Genomic DNA, 18373 nt, shown 5'->3' on the forward strand with positions numbered 1-18373 from the left:
GATGGGGCCTGGGGTGGTCGGTCGGTCCGGGGATCAGAAGGATTCGACGTTGCCGTCGAGCAGACCGAACAGTTCCTCGTCGGTGGCACTGTCCAGATCGATCTCGTCCGGGTCGGCGGACACCGAGGCGGACACCGAGCCGGGTGCCGGGTCGTCCCACTTGGCGGCCAGCACGCGCAGCCGCTCGATGATCGCCAACCGCTGGGCAGAGTCGCCGAGATCGGCGGTCAACGTGGCGTCCAACCGGTCGAGTTCGGCCAGCGCGTCGGGCAGGGGCAGGCCGGGGCCGGCGGCGGCAAGCCGCTCGCCGAGGAATTCGGAGACGTCGGCCGGGGTCGGATAGTCGAAGATCAACGTGGCCGGAAGCTCCAGGCCCGAACCGGTCTTCAGCCGGTTGCGCAGTTCCACGGCGGTCAACGAATCGAACCCCAGTTCCCGGAAGGCACGTTCGGGCTCGACCGAGGCCGCGTTCCCGTGCGCGAGGACGACCGCCGTCTCGGCGCGCACGAACTCCAGTACCACGGCGCTGCGTTCGGTCGCGGCCAGACCGACGAGGCGCCCGGGGAGTACCGGACCGGCTTCCGAAACGACACCCGATTCGGCCGCGCCCGGCAGCCCGATCGCGCTCGTGGCTCCGCCCACCCCCGTCCGACTCCCGTCCAGCCAGAAGCGTTCGTGCTGGAAGGCGTAGGTCGGCAACTCGACCGGGCGGGCGTGGAAACCCGCATAGGCCACGCTCCAGTCGACATCCACCCCGCGCACCCACGCCTCGGCCAGCGAGGTGTACAGGCGCTGCGCGCCGCCCTGGTCGCGGCGCAACGTACCGACCACCAGGGAGCGGCCCGACGTCGTGGTCTCCAGGGTTTCCTGGATCGCCGCCACCAACACGGGGTGCGGACTCGTCTCGATGAACACGCCGTGTCCGGACTGGGCCAGTCCGCGCACCGCCTCCTCGAAGCGCACGGTCTCACGCAGGTTGGTCGCCCAATAGGCGGCATCCATCCCCGCGGTGTCCAGCCAATCCCCGGTCACCGTCGACCACAGCGGCACCGACCCCGAAACCGGCGCGATCCCGTCCAGATCCGCGACGATCCGCGCCCGGATCTCCTCCACCTGCGCCGAATGCGACGCGTAATCGACCGGAATCAACCGCGCCCGACCACCCTCGTCGGTCACCACGGCCACCAACTCCGCCAACGCGGCGGGTTCACCCGACACCACCACCTGACCCGGGCCATTCACCGCCGCAACCGAGATCCGCCCGTCCCACGCCGCGATCCGTTCCCGAAGCACCTCCACCGGCTCCGCCACCGACGCCATCCCGCCACGCCCCGACAGCGGCACGATCGCCCGACTGCGCAGCGCCACCACTCGCGCACCGTCGTCCAGCGACAACCCGCCGGCCACCACCGCCGCCGCGATCTCACCCTGCGAATGCCCCACCACCGCATCCGGCGTCACACCGAACGACCGCCACACCTCCGCCAACGACACCAACACCGCCCACAGCACCGGCTGAACGACGTCCACCCGATCCAGCGAGGGCGCACCCTCCACCCCGGTCAACACATCCACCGCCGACCAGTCCACGAATGGCTCCAACGCCTTCGTGCACTCACCGAACCGCGACGCGAACACCGCGGACTGACCGTGCAGTTCCGCAGCCATACCGGTCCACTGCGAACCCTGACCCGGAAACACGAACACGGTCCGACCGAGGGTGCCCGTCGCGGCCCCGGTCACCACACCGGCGGCGGAGTCGCCCCGCGCCAACGCGCCCAGTTCGTCGGGCAGCGCCTCCGACGCGCCGATCAGCACGGCGCGCTCCTCCAGGGCCGCGCGTGAGGCGATCAGGGCCGCGCCGACGTCCACCGGATCGAGGTCGCCCTCGGCCAGGGCGTCGATCAGCCGGGCGGCCTGGCCGCGCAGGGCCGGTGCCCGCTTGGCCGAGAGCAGCCACGGGAGGACCACTTCGGGATCGCGGTGCGGGTCGGCGGCCTCGGGTTCGGCGTCCGGCGGAGCCTGCTCCAGGATCACGTGCGCATTGGTCCCGCTGACCCCGAAGGACGAGACGCCGGCCCGGCGCGGGCGCCCGGTCTCCGGCCACGGACGGGCCTCGGTCAGCAGCCGTACCCCGCCCGACGACCAGTCCACGTGCGGTGTCGGCTCGTCCACGTGCAACGTGCGCGGCAATACCCCGTGGCCCAGCGCCTCCACCATCTTGATCACCCCGGCCACCCCGGCGGCCGCCTGCGCGTGGCCGATGTTCGACTTCAACGACCCCAACCACAAAGGCCGATCCGCCGGCCGATCCCGCCCGTACGTCGCCAACAACGCCTGCGCCTCGATCGGATCACCCAACGTCGTTCCGGTCCCGTGCGCCTCCACCACGTCCACCTCGGCCGCCGGCACGCCCGCGTTCGCCAACGCCGCCCGGATCACCCGCTGCTGCGCCGGGCCATTGGGCGCCGTCAACCCGTTCGACGCACCGTCCTGGTTCACCGCCGAACCCCGGACGACCGCCAGTACCCGGTGCCCGTTGCGCCGCGCGTCCGACAGCCGTTCGAGGAGCACCAATCCGACCCCCTCGGCCCAGCCGACGCCGTCCGCGGCGCCCGCGAACGCCTTGCAGCGGCCGTCCACGGACAGTCCGCGCTGACGGGAGAACTCGGTGAACGCGCCGGGGGAGGCCATCACCGCAACCCCGCCCGCGACCGCCAGGTCGCTCTCGCCCAGGCGCAACGACTGTGCCGCCAGGTGCAGGGTGACCAGGGACGACGAGCACGCGGTGTCGATCGTGACCGCCGGGCCCTCGAAGCCGAACGAGTACGAGATCCGGCCCGACGCGACACTGCCCGCGTTGCCGTTGCCGACGTATCCCTCCAGGGCAGCCGGTACGTTGCCCGGGTGCGGCGCGTAGTCGTGGTACATCACTCCGGCGAACACACCCGTGCGGCTGCCGCGGAGCGTGGTCGGGTCGATGCCGGCCCGCTCGATCACCTCCCACGTGGTCTCCAGGAGCAGCCGCTGCTGCGGGTCGGTGGCCAGCGCCTCGCGGGGCGAGATCTCGAAGAAGCCGGCGTCGAACTCGGCGGCGTCGTAGAGGAATCCACCGTTTCGGGTGTACGACTTCCCGGCCGCCTCCGGGTCCGGGTCGAACAGCTCCTCGACGTCCCACCCTCGATCCTCGGGGAACGCCCCCACCGCGTCGGTACCGGACGCCACCAACCGCCACAGGTCGCCGGCGGACGAGACGCCACCCGGCAACCGGCAGGCCGTGCCGACGATCACGATCGGATCGTCCGCACCGGGTGCGGGTGTTGCCACGGCCGGGGCCGGCTCGGGCACTCCCGCCGCCTCCCCCAGCAGCTCGCCGCGCAGGAACTCGGCGAGGGCGGCCGGGGTCGGGTGGTCGAAGACCAGCGTCGCGGGCAGCCGCAGACCAGTGGTCGCGCCCAGCCGGTTGCGCAGCTCGACCGCCGTGAGCGAGTCCATGCCCACCTCGCCGAACGCCCGCCGCGCACCAAGCGTTTCGGGATCCGCGCCGAGTACGCCCGCGACCTCGGCGCGGACCAGGTCGAGCAGTTCCCGCTCCCGGTCGGCCGGACTCAGGCCGGCCAGCCGGGCGGTCAACGCGGCGCCGCCCGCCGACCGTGCCGCCGCCGTGGCGATCCTTCGGCTCGGTCGGACCAGCCCGCGCAGCAGCGCCGGTACCGCGTCGGGCCGGGCCCGCAGGCCGGCCAGATCCAGCGGCGCCGGGATCGGCACCGCCGAGTCCGGCCCGCCGGCGCCGCCTCCGGGCCGCACCACGGAATCGAACAGGCGCAGTCCGTCCGCCGTGGCCAGCGGCCGGATGCCGGCCCGGGCCGCACGCCGCCGGTCCGCCTCCGCCAATCCGGCGGTCATCCCGCCGGCCTCGGCCCACATCCCCCACGCCAACGACACCGCCGGCAGCCCGAGCGCCCGCCGGTGCAGCGCGAGGGCGTCCAGGAAGCCGTTGGCCGCTGCGTAGTTGCCCTGCCCGGGCCCGCCGAGCACACCCGCCACCGACGAGAACAGCACGAAGCCCGCCAGGTCCTGATGCCGGGTCAACTCGTGCAGGTGCCATCCGGCGTCGACCTTGGGCCGCAGTACCGCCGCCAGCCGCTCGGGCGTGAGCGCGTCGATCACGCCGTCGTCGATCACCCCCGCCGCGTGCACCACGGCGGTCAGCGGATAGGCCGCCGGCACGCTCGCGATCAGTGCGGCCAGGTGCTCCCGGTCGGCCGCGTCGGCCGCCGCGACGGTGACCTCCGCGCCGAGCTCGGTGAGTTCGGCCAGCAGTTCGCCCGCGCCGGGAGTGTCGAGGCCGCGTCGACCGGTCAACAGCAGGCGCCGCAGGCCGTGTTCGGTCACCAGGTGCCGGGCGACCAGGGCACCGAGCACACCCACACCGCCGGTCACCAGGACGGTTCCGTCCGGATCCCAGCCGCGCGTGTCCTCGACCGAGCCCGAACCGACCGCCGCCGCCGATTGGATCCGCCGCAGCCTCGGCACGTACAAGGCCCCGCCGCGCACCGCCAGTTGTGGTTCGTCGGCGTCGAGCGAGCCCGCGTGGGCCGCGCCGAGCACGCCCTCCGAGGCCGGCTCCCCGTCGTAGTCGATCAGTACGATCCGGCCCGGCTGTTCGGCCTGCGCCGATCGCACCAGTCCGGCCACCGCGGCGGCGGCCGGATCGGGGTTCTCCCCGTTCGTCACCGCGAACGCGCCGCGCGTGAGCACCACGATCCGTTCGGCCTCCGACCGCAGGACCTCCAGCACCCGTGCGGTCTCCCGGTGTGCCGAAGCCGACGCGTCCTGCTCCGTGGGTCGCACCGCCACGACCACCGCTCCGGCACCGAACTCCCGGCCGTCCCGGCCCGGCTCCCCGGATGGCGCCGTCCCCTCGACCCACTCCACCTCGAACAGCGCGTCCCGCTCCGGCGTTCGGGCCCCTTCCAGCTGATCCGCCGTCACCGCCCGGGTGGCCAGGGACTCGATCGACAGCACCGGCGTGCCGTTCCCGTCGGCGGCCGTGAGGGTCAGCTCGCCCGGGCCGGTCGAGCCGATCCGGATCCGCAGCTCGGTCGCGCCGGACGCGTGCAGCCGTACCCCGTTCCAGGCGAACGGCAGTCGGCGTCCCTCGGCCGCGTCCGGGTCGTCCAGGCTCCGCACCGAGGCGATGTGCAGCGCGGCGTCGAGCAGGGCCGGGTGGATGCCGAACCGGGCCCCGTCCCGGTGTTCGTCGGTCGGCAGCGCGGCCTCGGCCAGGATCTCGCCGCCGAGCCGCCAGGCGGCGCGCAGACCGCGGAAGGCCGGGCCGTAGTCGATGCCCGCCTCGGCCAGGGCCGCATACGCCCGCGAGACGTCGATCGGGCTCGCGCCGGCGGGTGGCCACGGCCCCGCGTCGCCGGATCGGGCCGGCGCTTCGACGGCCTGCGGCGTGCCCTCCGCCCCGCTCAGGAAGCCCACCGCGTGCCGGGTCCAGGGCGCGTCCGCATCGGCGTCGGCCGGTCGCGCGTACACGGCGATCGGCCGACGGGCGGCGGACTCGTGGGCCCCGACGACCACCTGAAGCTGTACCGCGTCGCGCTCGCGCAGGATCAGCGGCGCCTCGATGACCAACTCCTCGACCGTGTCCAGGCCGACTTCGTCGCCGGCCCGGATCGCCGCCTCCACGAAGGCGGTTCCGGGCACCAGGACCGACCCGAACACCACGTGCCCGGCCAGCCACGGATGGCTGCGCAGGGACAACCGTCCGGTCAGTACCACCGTCTCCGCGCCGCCGTCTGCCGCACCGCCCGCCAACCGCAACGAGGCGGCGAGAAGCGGGTGGTCGGCCGCGCCGAGCCCGAGCCCGGACGCGTCGTCGGCGCCCACGGCGGGCTGGTCGATCCAGAACCGCCGGTGCTGGAAGGCATACGTCGGCAGGTCGACCCGCCGTGCGCCGGAACCGGCGTACCACGCGGGCCAGTCCACCGCCGCGCCGTGCACGTGGGCGGTGCCGAAGGCGAGCAGCGCGGTCTCGTTCTCCGGCCGGTCCCGGCGCAGCGCGGCGGCGAACGCCGGTGCGCCGCCCGCCTCGGCGGCGAGCGCCGGTGCGTCCGCGTCCGCCAGGCTGTCCTGGGCCATCGCGGTCAGCACCCCGTCGGGTCCCAGTTCCAGATAGGTGGTCACGCCCGCGTCGGCGAGGTGGGCGATCACGTCCCGGAACCGCACCGCGTGTCGCACGTGTGCCACCCAGTGCCCGGCGTCGAGCGGTTGCCCGGCGTCGGCGGGTCGACCGGTGAGGTTGGAGACCACCGGGATGCGCGGCACGTGGTGGGTCAGGCCGGCCGCTATCCGGCCGAACTCGTCGAGCATCCCGTCCATCAGCGGCGAGTGGAACGCGTGGCTGACCCGCAGTCGTTTGGTCTTGCGGCCCTGTGCGGCGAACTCGGCGGCGACCGCGAGCGTCGCGTCGGCGGCCCCGGACAGCACGATCGAGCGTGGCCCGTTGATCGCCGCCACCGCCACCTCGGCCTCCCGGCCGGTCAGCGCGGCGGCGACCTCCTCCTCCGCGGCCTGGACGGCGACCATCGCGCCGGTGGTGGGCATCGCCTGCATCAACCGGGCCCGGGCGGCGACCAGGGTCGCGGCGTCGGGCAGCGTGAGTACGTCCGCGACGTGCGCGGCGGTCAGTTCGCCGAGCGAGTGTCCGGTGACGAAGTCCGGCCGCAGGCCCCAGGACGCGTACAGCCGGTACAGCGCCACCTCGATCGCGAACAGCGCCGGTTGCGCGTACACGGTCCGGTCGAGCTGTTCGGCCGCGTCCTCGACCAGGCCGAACACCACGTCGCGCAGCGGGTACGGGACGTGCCCGGTCAGCTCGGCGTCCAGTGCGGCGGCGACCTCGTCGAAGGCGGCGGCGAATACCGGTTGGGCGGCGTGCAGTTCGCGGCCCATGCCGACGCGCTGGCTGCCCTGTCCGGTGAACAGGTAGGCCAGCGGCCCCGATCCGCCCGCGCCGCCGCGCACGAGGCCGGTGGCGGGCGTGTCGGCCGCGAGCGCGTCGAGCCCGGCCAGAAAGCCCGCCGGGTCGTCGGCGACCACGATCGCGCGCTCGTCGAACCGGGCCCGGGTGGTAGCCAACGAATAGCCGACGTCGAGCACGTCGGCGCCCTTGAGCGCGGCACCGCGCACGTGCGCCGCCAGTCGGGCCGCCTGGGCGCGCAGCGCCGCCGGCGTCCTGGCGTTGAGCAGCCAGGGGGTCGCGAAGGACGATCGCCGCGCACTCGGCTCCCCCGGTTCGGCCGGCAGGCCCCGATCGGTGGCCTCGGGTTGTTCGAGGATCAGGTGCGCGTTGGTACCGCTCGCGCCGAACGCCGAGATTCCCACCCGTCGGGGCCGGTCGGTCTCCGGCCAGGCCCGGGCCTCGGTGAGCAGCCGGACCGCGCCCGCCGACCAGTCCACGTGCGGGGTCGGTTCGTCGATGTGCAGCGTCCTGGGCAGTACGCCGTGCCGCATCGCCTCGATCATCTTGATCACGCCGACGATCCCGGCGGCGGCCTGGGTGTGTCCGATGTTGGACTTGGCCGAGCCGATCCACAGCGGCCGGTCCTCGGGTCGGTCCCGACCGTAGGTCGCGATCAACGCCTGGGCCTCGATGGGGTCGCCCAGGGTGGTTCCGGTGCCGTGCGCCTCGACCGCGTCGATGTCGGCGGCGGTCAGCCGGGCGTCGCGCAGCGCCTGGCGGATCACCCGCTGCTGCGCGGGCCCGTTGGGGGCGGTCAGGCCGTTGGAGGCGCCGTCCTGGTTGACCGCGCTGCCGCGCAGCACCGCGAGGACGCGGTGGCCCAGGCGGCGGGCGTCGGCGAGCCGTTCGACCAGGACCAGCCCGGTGCCCTCGGACCAGCCGGTGCCGTCGGCGGCGCCGGCGAACGCCTTGCAGCGCCCGTCCGCGGCCAGTCCGCGCTGTCGGGAGAACTCGACGAAGCCCAGCGGCGACGCCATCAGCGTCACACCGCCGGCCAGCGCGAGGTCGCATTCGCCGCTGCGCAGCGAGTGGGCCGCGAGGTGCAGCGCGACCAGCGAGGACGAGCACGCGGTGTCGACCGTGACGGCCGGGCCCTCGAAACCGAACGAGTAGGCGATCCGCCCGGACGCGACACTGGCCGCGTTGCCGTTGCCGATGTAGCCGCCGACCTCGTCGGGCACCCGGCTGAGCCGGGCCGCGTAGTCCTGGCCGTTGAGTCCGGCGAAGACCCCGGTGCGGCTGCCGGCGAGGGTGGTGGGGTCGATGCCGGCCCGCTCGAACAGCTCCCACGCGGTCTCCAGGAGGAGCCGGTGTTGCGGATCGGTGGCCAGCGCCTCGCGCGGCGAGATGCCGAAGAACTCGGCGTCGAAGCCGGCGATGTCGGGCAGGAACGCGCCCTGACGGGTGTACGACTTCCCCGGTCGATCGGGATCGGGGTCATACAGCTCCTCGACGTCCCAACCGCGATCGGCGGGGAAGTCGCCGACCACGTCGATGCCTTCGGCCAGGATGCGCCACAGCTCCTCGGGGGATTCCGCGCCGCCGGGCAGCCGGCAGGCCGCCGAGACGATCGCGATCGGCTCCGGCGTCGGGTTGCGCGCCTCCTCCAACCGGGCCTGTGTGTCGTGCAGTTCGACGGTCAGCCGCTTGAGCAGGTGGCGGATCTGCTGGTCGCTCATGGTGGTTGTGCCTTTCGCGTGGACCGGCCGGTCGGGAGCCACCGGCGGGTCGGGGAATGCCGACGGATCAGGAGATGCCGAACTGCTTGCCGATGAATTCGATGAGTTCGGCGTCGGAGGCCGCGTCGATCTCCTCGTCGATCGCGCCGACCTCGGGACCGTCGGACCCCGCGGCGGGTGCCGAGGCGGCAACCCATCGGGCGGCGATCGTGGTCAACCGCGCGGCAGTGGCCGCGTGTTCGGCGGGATCGGCGGCCGGATCGCCGGCCGCGTGAGCGAGCAGCGCCTCCAGGCGGTCGATCTCGGCCCGTACCGTCTCGGCGTCCGCGACGGTCCGCGGGACGAGTTCGCCGCGCAGGAACTCGGCGAGCACGTTCGGGGTCGGGTGGTCGAAGACCAGAGTCGCGGGCAACTTCAGACCGGTCTCGGCGGACAGCCGGTTGCGCAGCTCGACCGCCGTCAGCGAGTCGAATCCCTGGTCCCGGAACGGCTTTCCGGCCTCGACCGAGGCGGCCGAGGCGTGCCCGTGCACAATCGCCGCCTGGGTCCGGACCAGGTCGACCAGATGCGGTCGGCGCTGCTCCTCGGGAAGTTCCGCGAGCAGCGCGGTCAGCCTGCTCGCGGGCGTCTCGGTGGCGGTGCCGCCGGGCGCCGCGGCAGGCCCTGCCGCCGGCGTCCGAAGCAGTTCGGCGACCAGCGGGTGCCGGCGGTCCCGGAACAGCACGTCCCAGTCGATGTCGCAGACCGTCAGGTGACTCTCGTCCGCGTCGAGGACCTGTCCGAGGGCTTCCACCGCGCGGGCCGGATCGAGCATGGTCAAGCCCTGCCGGCCGAGTCGTTCCTCGATCTTCGGCGCGGCGATCCCGCCGCCGGCCCAGTGTCCCCAGGACACCGAGGTGGCGACCCGCCCGGCCTGCCGGCGGCGGGCCGCCAGCGCGTCCAGGTAGGCGTTGCCCGGCGCGTAGTTGCCCTGCCCGGCCACCCCGCAGATGCCGGCCACCGAGGAGAACAGCACAAACGCCGACAGGTCGAGATCGCGGGTGAGTTCGTCCAGGTGCCGGGCGCCGTCCACCTTGACCCGCAACACCGCCTGCTGCTGCTCCGGAGTCAGGTCCCCGATCACCGCGTCGTCCAGGATCGCCGCCGCGTGCAGCACCGCGGTCAGCGGGAACGATTGCGGGACCTCGTCCAGTACGGCCGACAGGGCGGCGCGATCGGCCACGTCGCACGCGGCGAACGAGACCGTGGCACCGAGCGCGGTGATCTCCTCCGCGAGCCGCTCCGCTCCGGGCGCGTCCGCGCCACTTCGACTGACCAACAACACGTGTTCGGCACCGCGTCCGGCCACCCAGCGGGCCACGTGTCCACCGAGCGCGCCGGTGCCCCCGGTGATCAACACCGTCCCGGACGGCCGCCAGGTCGCGGCCGGCCGTGCCGCGCCGAGCGGCGCACGCACGAGTCGGCGGCCCCGAAGCCCGCTCGCCCGTACCGCGACCTCCTTCTCGTCCGCCGCCCCGGCCAGCACGGCCGTCAGTCGGGTCCACACCGGTGCCGTGGCGTCCCCGGTCGGGTACTCGCCCGGCAGGTCGATCAGGCCGCCCCACGACCCGGGACTCTCCGCCGCGACGACTCCGCCGAAGCCCCACGTCTGCGCCTGCTCGGGCACCCGTACCGGATCGCCCGCATCGACGGACACCGCGCCGGCGGTCGCCACCCACAGCGGGGCCGACACTCCGGCGTCGTCCAGCGCCTGGACCAGTGCCACGCCGGCCGCCGAACCCCACGGCACCGCGTCGAACCCGGGCGCCGTGCCGTCGGCGAGCGCCAGCAACGAGAGCACGCCTGCGATCGGCCCGCGCGGTCCCGTCACCAGGTCCCGCAACGCCGCCCGTTCGCCCGCCCCACGCACCACCGGGATCGGCTCCACCCGGGCCCCGGCGGCCGTCAGGACCGCCGTCAGGAAGTCCGCCCACGCCGTCGCGGCGTCCGTTTCCGGGAACGGGAGCAGCCAGGTGCCGGCGAGCCTGCCGGGCCCGGAGCCGCCGACCGGACGCCAGACGATCCGGTGCCGCCACGCGTCGATCGTGGCGTGCGAGCGCCGCCGGTCCCACCACGACGACAACGCGGGCAACACCTCGCCCAACGACTCGGCCGAGGCGTCCGCCCCGAGAGCCGCCGCCAGTTCGGCCCGGTCGCCGCGCTCCACCAGGTCCCAGAACGCGGCGTCGATCGACGCCGCGGCGGTCGACACCGAACCGCCCGCGGGGGCGCCCCGCTCGGCGTCCCGAATCCAGTACCGCCTGCGCTCGAACGGGTACGTGGGCAACTCGACCACCCGTGCCCCGACGCCGGCGAAGCCGGCCGTCCAGTCCACCGCGACCCCGCGCACGAAGGCCTCGGCGAGCGAGGTGTACAGGCGCTCCGCGCCACCCTGGTCGCGCCGCAACGTACCGACCACGACCGGCTGTTCCACACCCACCTCATCGAGGGTGGCCTCGATCGCGGCGGTCAGCACGGGATGCGGACTCGCCTCGACGAACACCCCGTGCCCGGCGGCGGCAAGACCGCGCACCGCCTCCTCGAAGCGCACGGTCTCGCGCAGGTTGGTCGCCCAGTACGCGCCGTCCATCCGCGCGGTGTCCAGCCACTCCCCGGTGACCGTCGACCAGACCGGGATCGTCCCGGTAACCGGCACCAGCCCCGCCAAATCGTCGACGATCCGGGCGCGAATCTCCTCCACCTGCGCCGAATGCGAGGCGTAGTCCACCGGGATCAACCGCGCCCGACCACCCTCGTCGGTCACCGCGGCCACCAGTTCGGCCAACGCGGCGGGTTCACCGGAGACCACCACCTGCCCCGGGCCGTTCACCGCCGCGACCGAGATCCGCCCGTCCCAGGCCGCGATCCGCTCGCGCACCGCCTCCAGCGGCTCGGCCACCGAGGCCATCCCGCCGCGACCGGACAGCGCCACGATCGCCCGACTCCGCAGTGCCACCACCCGCGCACCGTCGCGCAGCGACAATCCGCCGGCCACCACGGCCGCCGCGATCTCACCCTGCGAGTGCCCGACGAGTGCGTCCGGGACGACCCCGTACGCCCGCCAGACCTCGGCCAGCGATACCAACACCGCCCAGAGCACCGGCTGGACCACGTCCACCCGATCCAACGACGGCGCACCCTCGGCCCCGGTCAACACCTCCACCGGCGACCAGTCGACGAAGTCCGCGAGCGCGCTCGCGCACTCGGCGAAGCGGGCCGCGAACACGGGTGAGTCGTCCAGGAGTTCGGCGGCCATTCCGGTCCACTGCGAGCCCTGTCCCGGGAACACGAACACGGTCTTGCCGACCGGCCCGGCCGTCCCGGTCACCACGCCCGACGGGCGGTCTCCGCGCGCCAGTGCCTCGAGCCTCGCCGCTCGATCCGCCGAGCCGACCAGGACCGCGCGCTCCGCGAACGACGCCCGCGAGGCGACCAGCGAGAACGCCACGTCCACGGGGTTCTCGTCGAGCACGCCCCGCACTCGGGCGGCCTGCGCCCGCAACGCGTCCGGTGTCCGGGCCGACAACACCCACGGGAACACGTCGTCGACGGGCGGCCGTTCGTCGGCCCGCTCGTCCTCGGACGGGGCCGATTCGAGGATCACGTGCGCGTTGGTCCCACTCACCCCGAAGGCGGACACCGCCGCCCGCCGAGGCCGATCCGTCTCGGGCCAGGCGCGGGCCTCGGTCAGCAGTCGCACCCCGCCCGAGGACCAGTCCACGTGCGGCGTCGGCTCGTCCACGTGCAGCGTCTTGGGCAACACGCCGTGCCGCAGGGCCTCCACCGTCTTGATCACCCCGGCCACCCCGGCGGCGGCCTGGGCGTGCCCGATGTTGGACTTCAACGACCCCAGCCACAACGGCCGATCCTCGTCCCGGCCCCGGCCGTAGGTGGCCAACAACGCCTGGGCCTCGATCGGATCACCCAGCGTCGTCCCGGTCCCGTGCGCCTCCACCACGTCCACGTCACCGGCGGACAACCCGGCATCGGCCAGTGCCGCCCGGATCACCCGCTGCTGCGACGGGCCGTTCGGCGCCGTCAACCCGTTCGACGCACCGTCCTGGTTCACCGCCGAACCACGCAGCACGGCGAGCACCCGACGGCCCGCGCGCCGTGCGTCCGACAGGCGCTGCAACACCACGAGTCCGACGCCCTCGGCCCAGCCCGTGCCGTCGGCCGCGCCGGCGAACGCCTTGCACCTGCCGTCGACGGACAGGGCGCGCTGCCGGGAGAATTCGACGAGCATGTTCGGCGAGGCCATCACCGCGACCCCGCCGGCCAGCGCGAGATCGCTCTCGCCCGAGCGCAGCGACTGGGCCGCGAGGTGCAGCGCGACCAGCGACGACGAGCACGCGGTGTCCACCGTGACCGCCGGCCCCTCGAAGCCGAGGGTGTACGAGATGCGGCCCGAGGCGACGCTGCCCGCGTTGCCGGTGCCGAGGTAGCCCTCCAGACCCTCCGGCGTGCCGGTCAGGTCGCGCAGGTAGTCCTGGCCGGCCAGGCCCGCGAACACCCCGGTCCGGCTGCCACGCAGCGTGTCCGGGTCGATCCCGGCCCGCTCCAGCGCCTCCCACGAGGTCTCCAGGAGCAGCCGCTGCTGCGGGTCCATCGCCAGCGCCTCGCGCGGCGAGATGCCGAAGAAGGCGCCGTCGAACTCGGTCGCCTCCGCCAGGAAGGCGCCGTTGCGGGTGTACGACGTGCCGACCCGATCCGGATCGGGGTCGTACAGCCCCTCGAGGTCCCAGCCCCGGTCGGTGGGCAGGCCGCCCACCGCGTCCGTCCCGGCCGCCACCAGGCGCCACAGGTCGGCGGGCGAGGCCACCCCGCCGGGCAACCGGCAGGCCATCCCGACGATCACCACGGGATCGTCGGTGGTGTCCGCCTCGGAAACCGCCTGGACCACGTCCGCCGCCTCGACCTCGCCCAGCAGTTCGCCGCGCAGGAATTCGGCGAGCGCGTTCGGGGTCGGGTAGTCGAAGACCAGCGTCGCGGGCAACTTCAGACCGGTCTCGGCGGAGAGCCGATTGCGCAATTCCACCGAGGTCAGCGAGTCGAATCCCTGATCCCGGAAGGGCTTGGCGGCATCCACGGCGGCAGCGCTCGCGTGCCCCTGGACAACGGCCGCCTGGGCACGCACCGCCTCCACGAGGAAGCGCGAGCGGTCGGCCGTACCGAGCGCGGCGAGTCGGGCGGCGAAGCCTTCGGCGGACGGGGCGTCGAGCGTGGCCGGCGGGCGGGTCCCGGCGCCGCCGGCGGCCGCGTCGAGCAGTTCGCCGACCAGCGGCGCGCGACGATCGCGGAACAGCACGTCCCAGTCGATGTCGCAGACCGTCAGGTGGCTGTCGCCGGCGTCGAGGACCTGGCCCAGCACCCGCACGGCGAGTTCGGGATCGAGCATCCGCAGGCCCTGGCGCCCGAGCCGTTCCTCCACCTCGGGTGCGGCGATGCCGCCACCGGCCCAGTGGCCCCAGGAGATCGCCGTCGCGGGCAGTCCGGCGCTCCGGCGGCGGGCCGCCAGCGCGTCCAGGTAGGCGTTGCCCGGCGCGTAGTTGCCCTGTCCGGGGACCCCGCAGATGCCCGCGAGCGAGGAGAACAGCACGAACGCCGACAGGTCGAGATCGCGGGTGAGTTCGTCCAGGTGTCGGGCGCCGTCCACCTTGACCCGCAGCACCCGGTCGAGTTGGTCGAGGGTCAGGTCGGCGATCACCGCATCGTCGAGCACGGCCGCGGTGTGCACGACGGCGGTGAGCGGCAGGTCGGCCGGGATGCCGGCGAGGACGTCGGCCAACGCCGCGCGATCGCCGACGTCGCACGCGGCGAACGAGACCCGGGCACCGAACGCGCCCACCTCGGCCGCGAGCGCCGCCGCTCCCGGGGCGTTTGCCCCGGACCTGCTCACCAACAGCACGTGCTCCGCGCCACGTTCGGCCACCCAGCGGGCCGCGTGCCCGCCCAGCGCCCCGGTGCCGCCGGTGACGAGCACGGTCCCCGTGGGCTGCCAGGGCGTCGGGTCCGGGCCGGCGGCCGGCAAGGCCCGGACCAGCCTGCGCGCCCAGATCGCCGCGTCCCGCAGCGCGATCTCCGTCTCGCCGGTGGCCCCGGAGAGCACGGCGACCAGTCGGTCCGCCGCCGCCCCGGTCGGGATCCGCGCCGGAAGGTCGATCAAGCCGCCCCACAGGTCGGGCAGTTCCGCTGCGGCGATCCCGCCGAAGCCCCAAATCTGGGCCTGTTCGGGCACCCGCACCGCGTCCTCGGCACCGATGGACACCGCACCGCCGGTCACGGCCCACACCGGGGCGACCACGTCCGCGTCCCCCAGCCCCTGGACCAGCGCCAGGGTCGCCGCCGCACCCCACGGCACGGCGGCGAAGCCGGGCACCGGGCCCTCGGCCAGGGCGAGCAGCGACACGATTCCGGCGACGGGTCCGTCCGCCGCCGCGACCGCGTCCGTCAGCCGCGCCCGCAGCGCCCCACGATCCGCGTCCTCTCGGGCCACCGCCAGCGGCACCACCCGGGCACCGGCCGCCGCGAGCGCCTCGCCGAACCACGCGGCCCACGGCTCGACCTCCGGGTCGTCCGGCACCGCAAGGAGCCAGATCCCGTCCGGCCGCGACCGCCCCGGATCGGAAACCGGGCGCCATACGATCCGGTGTCGCCAGGACTGCGTCACCGCGCCGGATCGCCGCCGCTCCCACCAGGACGACAGGGCCGGGAGTACCGCGCCCAACGGCTCGGCCAGATCCCCGTCCACGTCCCCGAGGGCGGCGGACAACCCCGCCGGGTCGCCACCCGCGACGAGTTCCCAAAAGGCCGAGTCCGCCGCGTCCCGGGTCGGTTCGGTGTGCTCGCCGGTGTCCAGCCAGAACCGCTCGCGCTGGAAGGCGTAGGTGGGCAGCGAGACCCGCGGCAGGGTGCCCTCGGCGAACGCGAACGCCGCCTCCCAGGACACCGGCACCCCGCGCACGAACGCCTCCGCGAGCGAGGTGTGCAGCCGAAGCAGATCGCCCTGCTCCCGGCGCAGGGTGCCGACCACGACCGGGTCGACCGTGCCGGCCGCCTCCAGGGTGTCCTGGATCGCGGCGGTCAGCACGGGATGCGGGCTCACCTCGACGAACACGCCGTGTCCGGACTCGGCCAGTCCGCGCACCGCCTCCTCGAAGCGCACCGTCTCGCGCAGGTTGGTCGCCCAGTACGCGGCATCCATCCCGGCGGTGTCCACCCAGTCCCCGGTCACCGTCGACCAGACCGGGATCGTCCCGGACACCGGCGCGATCCCGGCCAGATCCGCGACGATCCGCGCCCGGATCTCCTCCACCTGCGCCGAATGCGAGGCGTAGTCCACCGGAATCAACCGCGCCCGACCACCCTCGTCGGTCACCACGGCCACCAACTCCGCCAACGCATCGGGTTCGCCCGAGACCACCACCTGCCCCGGGCCGTTCACCGCCGCGACCGAGATCCGCCCACCCCACGCCGAGATACGCTCGCGGACCGTCGGCTCCGGCAGCGCCACCGACGCCATCCCTCCGCGCCCCGACAGGGCCAGGATCGCCCGGCTGCGCAACGCGACGACCGTGGCGCCGTCCTCCAGGGACAACCCGCCGGCCACCACCGCCGCCGCGATCTCACCCTGCGAGTGCCCGACGAGCGCGTCCGGGACGACCCCGTACGCCCGCCAGACCTCGGCCAGCGACACCAACACCGCCCACAACACCGGCTGAACCACGTCCACCCGATCCAACGACGGCGCACCCTCGACACCGGTCAACACATCGACCAACGACCAGTCCAGATGCGGTTCGACGGCCTTGGCGCACTCGTCGAAGCGCGCCGCGAACACCGGTGCCTGGGCGTACAGTTCGGCGGCCATCCCGGTCCACTGCGAGCCCTGGCCGGGGAAGACGAAGACGGTACGGCCGGGCGCGCCCGCCGTGCCGGCCACCACGGTCGGGATCTGCTCACCGCGCGCCAACGCGGCCAGTCCGGACTCCAGTTGCGTACGGTCCGCGCCCAGGACGACGGCACGCTCGCCGAACACCGAGCGCGAGGAGACGAGCGCGAAGCCGACCTCGGCCGCGCCGGGCACGTCGGTCAGTCGAGCCGCCTGCGCACGCAACGCCGGCGCCGACTTGGCGGAGAGCACCCACGGAATCGACGGCGCCGACACGGTCGGCGGCGGCTCGACGACCTCCCGGTCCTCGTCCGGCAGTTCCAGGATCACGTGGGCGTTCGTCCCGCTCACCCCGAACGCCGACACCGCCGCCCGCCGAGGCCGATCCACCTCCGGCCACGGCCGGGCTTCCGTCAACAACCGAACCCCGCCCGACGACCAGTCCACATGCGGCGTCGGCTCGTCCACGTGCAGTGTCTCGGGCAGCACGCCGTGGCGCAGCGCCTCGATCATCTTGATCACTCCGGCCACCCCCGCGGCGGCCTGGGCGTGCCCGATGTTGGACTTCAACGAGCCCAGCCACAGCGGCCGTTCCGGCGTGCGCTCGCGGCCGTAGGTGGCCAGCAGGGCCTGGGCCTCGATCGGGTCGCCGAGCCGGGTGCCGGTGCCGTGCGCCTCGACCGCGTCCACGTCGGCCGGGGTCAGGCCCGCGTTGGCGAGCGCCCGGCGAATCACCCGCTGCTGGGACGGGCCGTTGGGGGCGGTGAGTTGGCTGCTGGTGCCGTCCTGGTTGACCGCGCTGCCCCGAAGGACCGCGAGCACCCGGTGGCCGGCCCGGCGGGCGTCCGAGAGTCGTTCCAGGACGAGCAGGCCGACGCCCTCGGCCCAGCCGGTGCCGTCGGCGGCACCGGCGAAAGCCTTGCAGCGTCCGTCGGCGGACAGTCCGCGCTGGCGGGCGAACTCGACGAACATCCCGGGCGAGGCCATCACCGTGGCCCCGCCCGCGAGGGCGAGGTCGCACTCGCCCGAGCGCAGCGACTGGGCCGCCAGGTGCAGCGCGACCAGCGAGGACGAGCACGCGGTGTCCACCGTCACCGCCGGGCCCTCGAAGCCGAAGGTGTACGAGATCCGGCCCGACGCGACACTGGTGGTGCTGCCGGTCAGCACGTAGCCGTCGACCCGGTCGGGGGTGGACTTGTACAGGCGCGGGGTGTACTCCTGCGCGATCACGCCGGCGAAGACGCCGGTGGCCGAGCCGCGGACCGCCGCCGGGTCGATCCCGGCGTCCTCCAGCGCCTCCCAGGCGGTCTCCAGGAGCAGTCGCTGCTGCGGATCGGCGGCCAGCGCCTCGCGCGGGGAGACGCCGAAGAAGGCCGCGTCGAACTCGGCGGCGTCGTGGAGGAATCCGCCCTGTCGGGTGTACGTCTTGCCGACCGCGTCCGGGTCCGCGTCGTAGAGGCCGTCCAGGTCCCAGCCCCGGTCGGTGGGGAAGCCGCCGATCGCGTCCCGGCCCTCGGCCACCAGCCGCCACAGGTCCGCAGCCGAGTGCACGCCCCCGGGCAGCCGGCAGCCGATGCCGACCACGGCGATCGGCTCGTTCCGGGCTTCCTCGTTCTCCCGCAACCGGCGCCGGGCCTGGTGCAGGTCGGCGGTCACCCGGGTCAGGTAGTCACGCAGCTTCTCTTCGTTCGCCATGGGGTATCAGCCTTTTTCCGTGCGGCGGCTTCGCCG

At 74.1% G+C, this 18373-nt stretch carries 2 pseudogenes; both read right to left on the reverse strand.

What is annotated here, in order from left to right:
• Positions 1-309: 309 nt before the first annotated feature.
• Positions 310-8616 (reverse strand): annotated as a pseudogene (locus B4N89_RS04455) (type I polyketide synthase); the annotation flags it as partial.
• A 163-nt stretch (positions 8617-8779) separates the two neighbouring features.
• Positions 8780-18325, reverse strand: a pseudogene (locus tag B4N89_RS04460) (type I polyketide synthase); the annotation flags it as partial.
• Between the last annotated feature and the right edge of the window lie 48 nt (positions 18326-18373).

The organism is Embleya scabrispora, from assembly GCF_002024165.1.
Taxonomy (GTDB): Bacteria; Actinomycetota; Actinomycetes; order Streptomycetales; family Streptomycetaceae; genus Embleya; species Embleya scabrispora_A.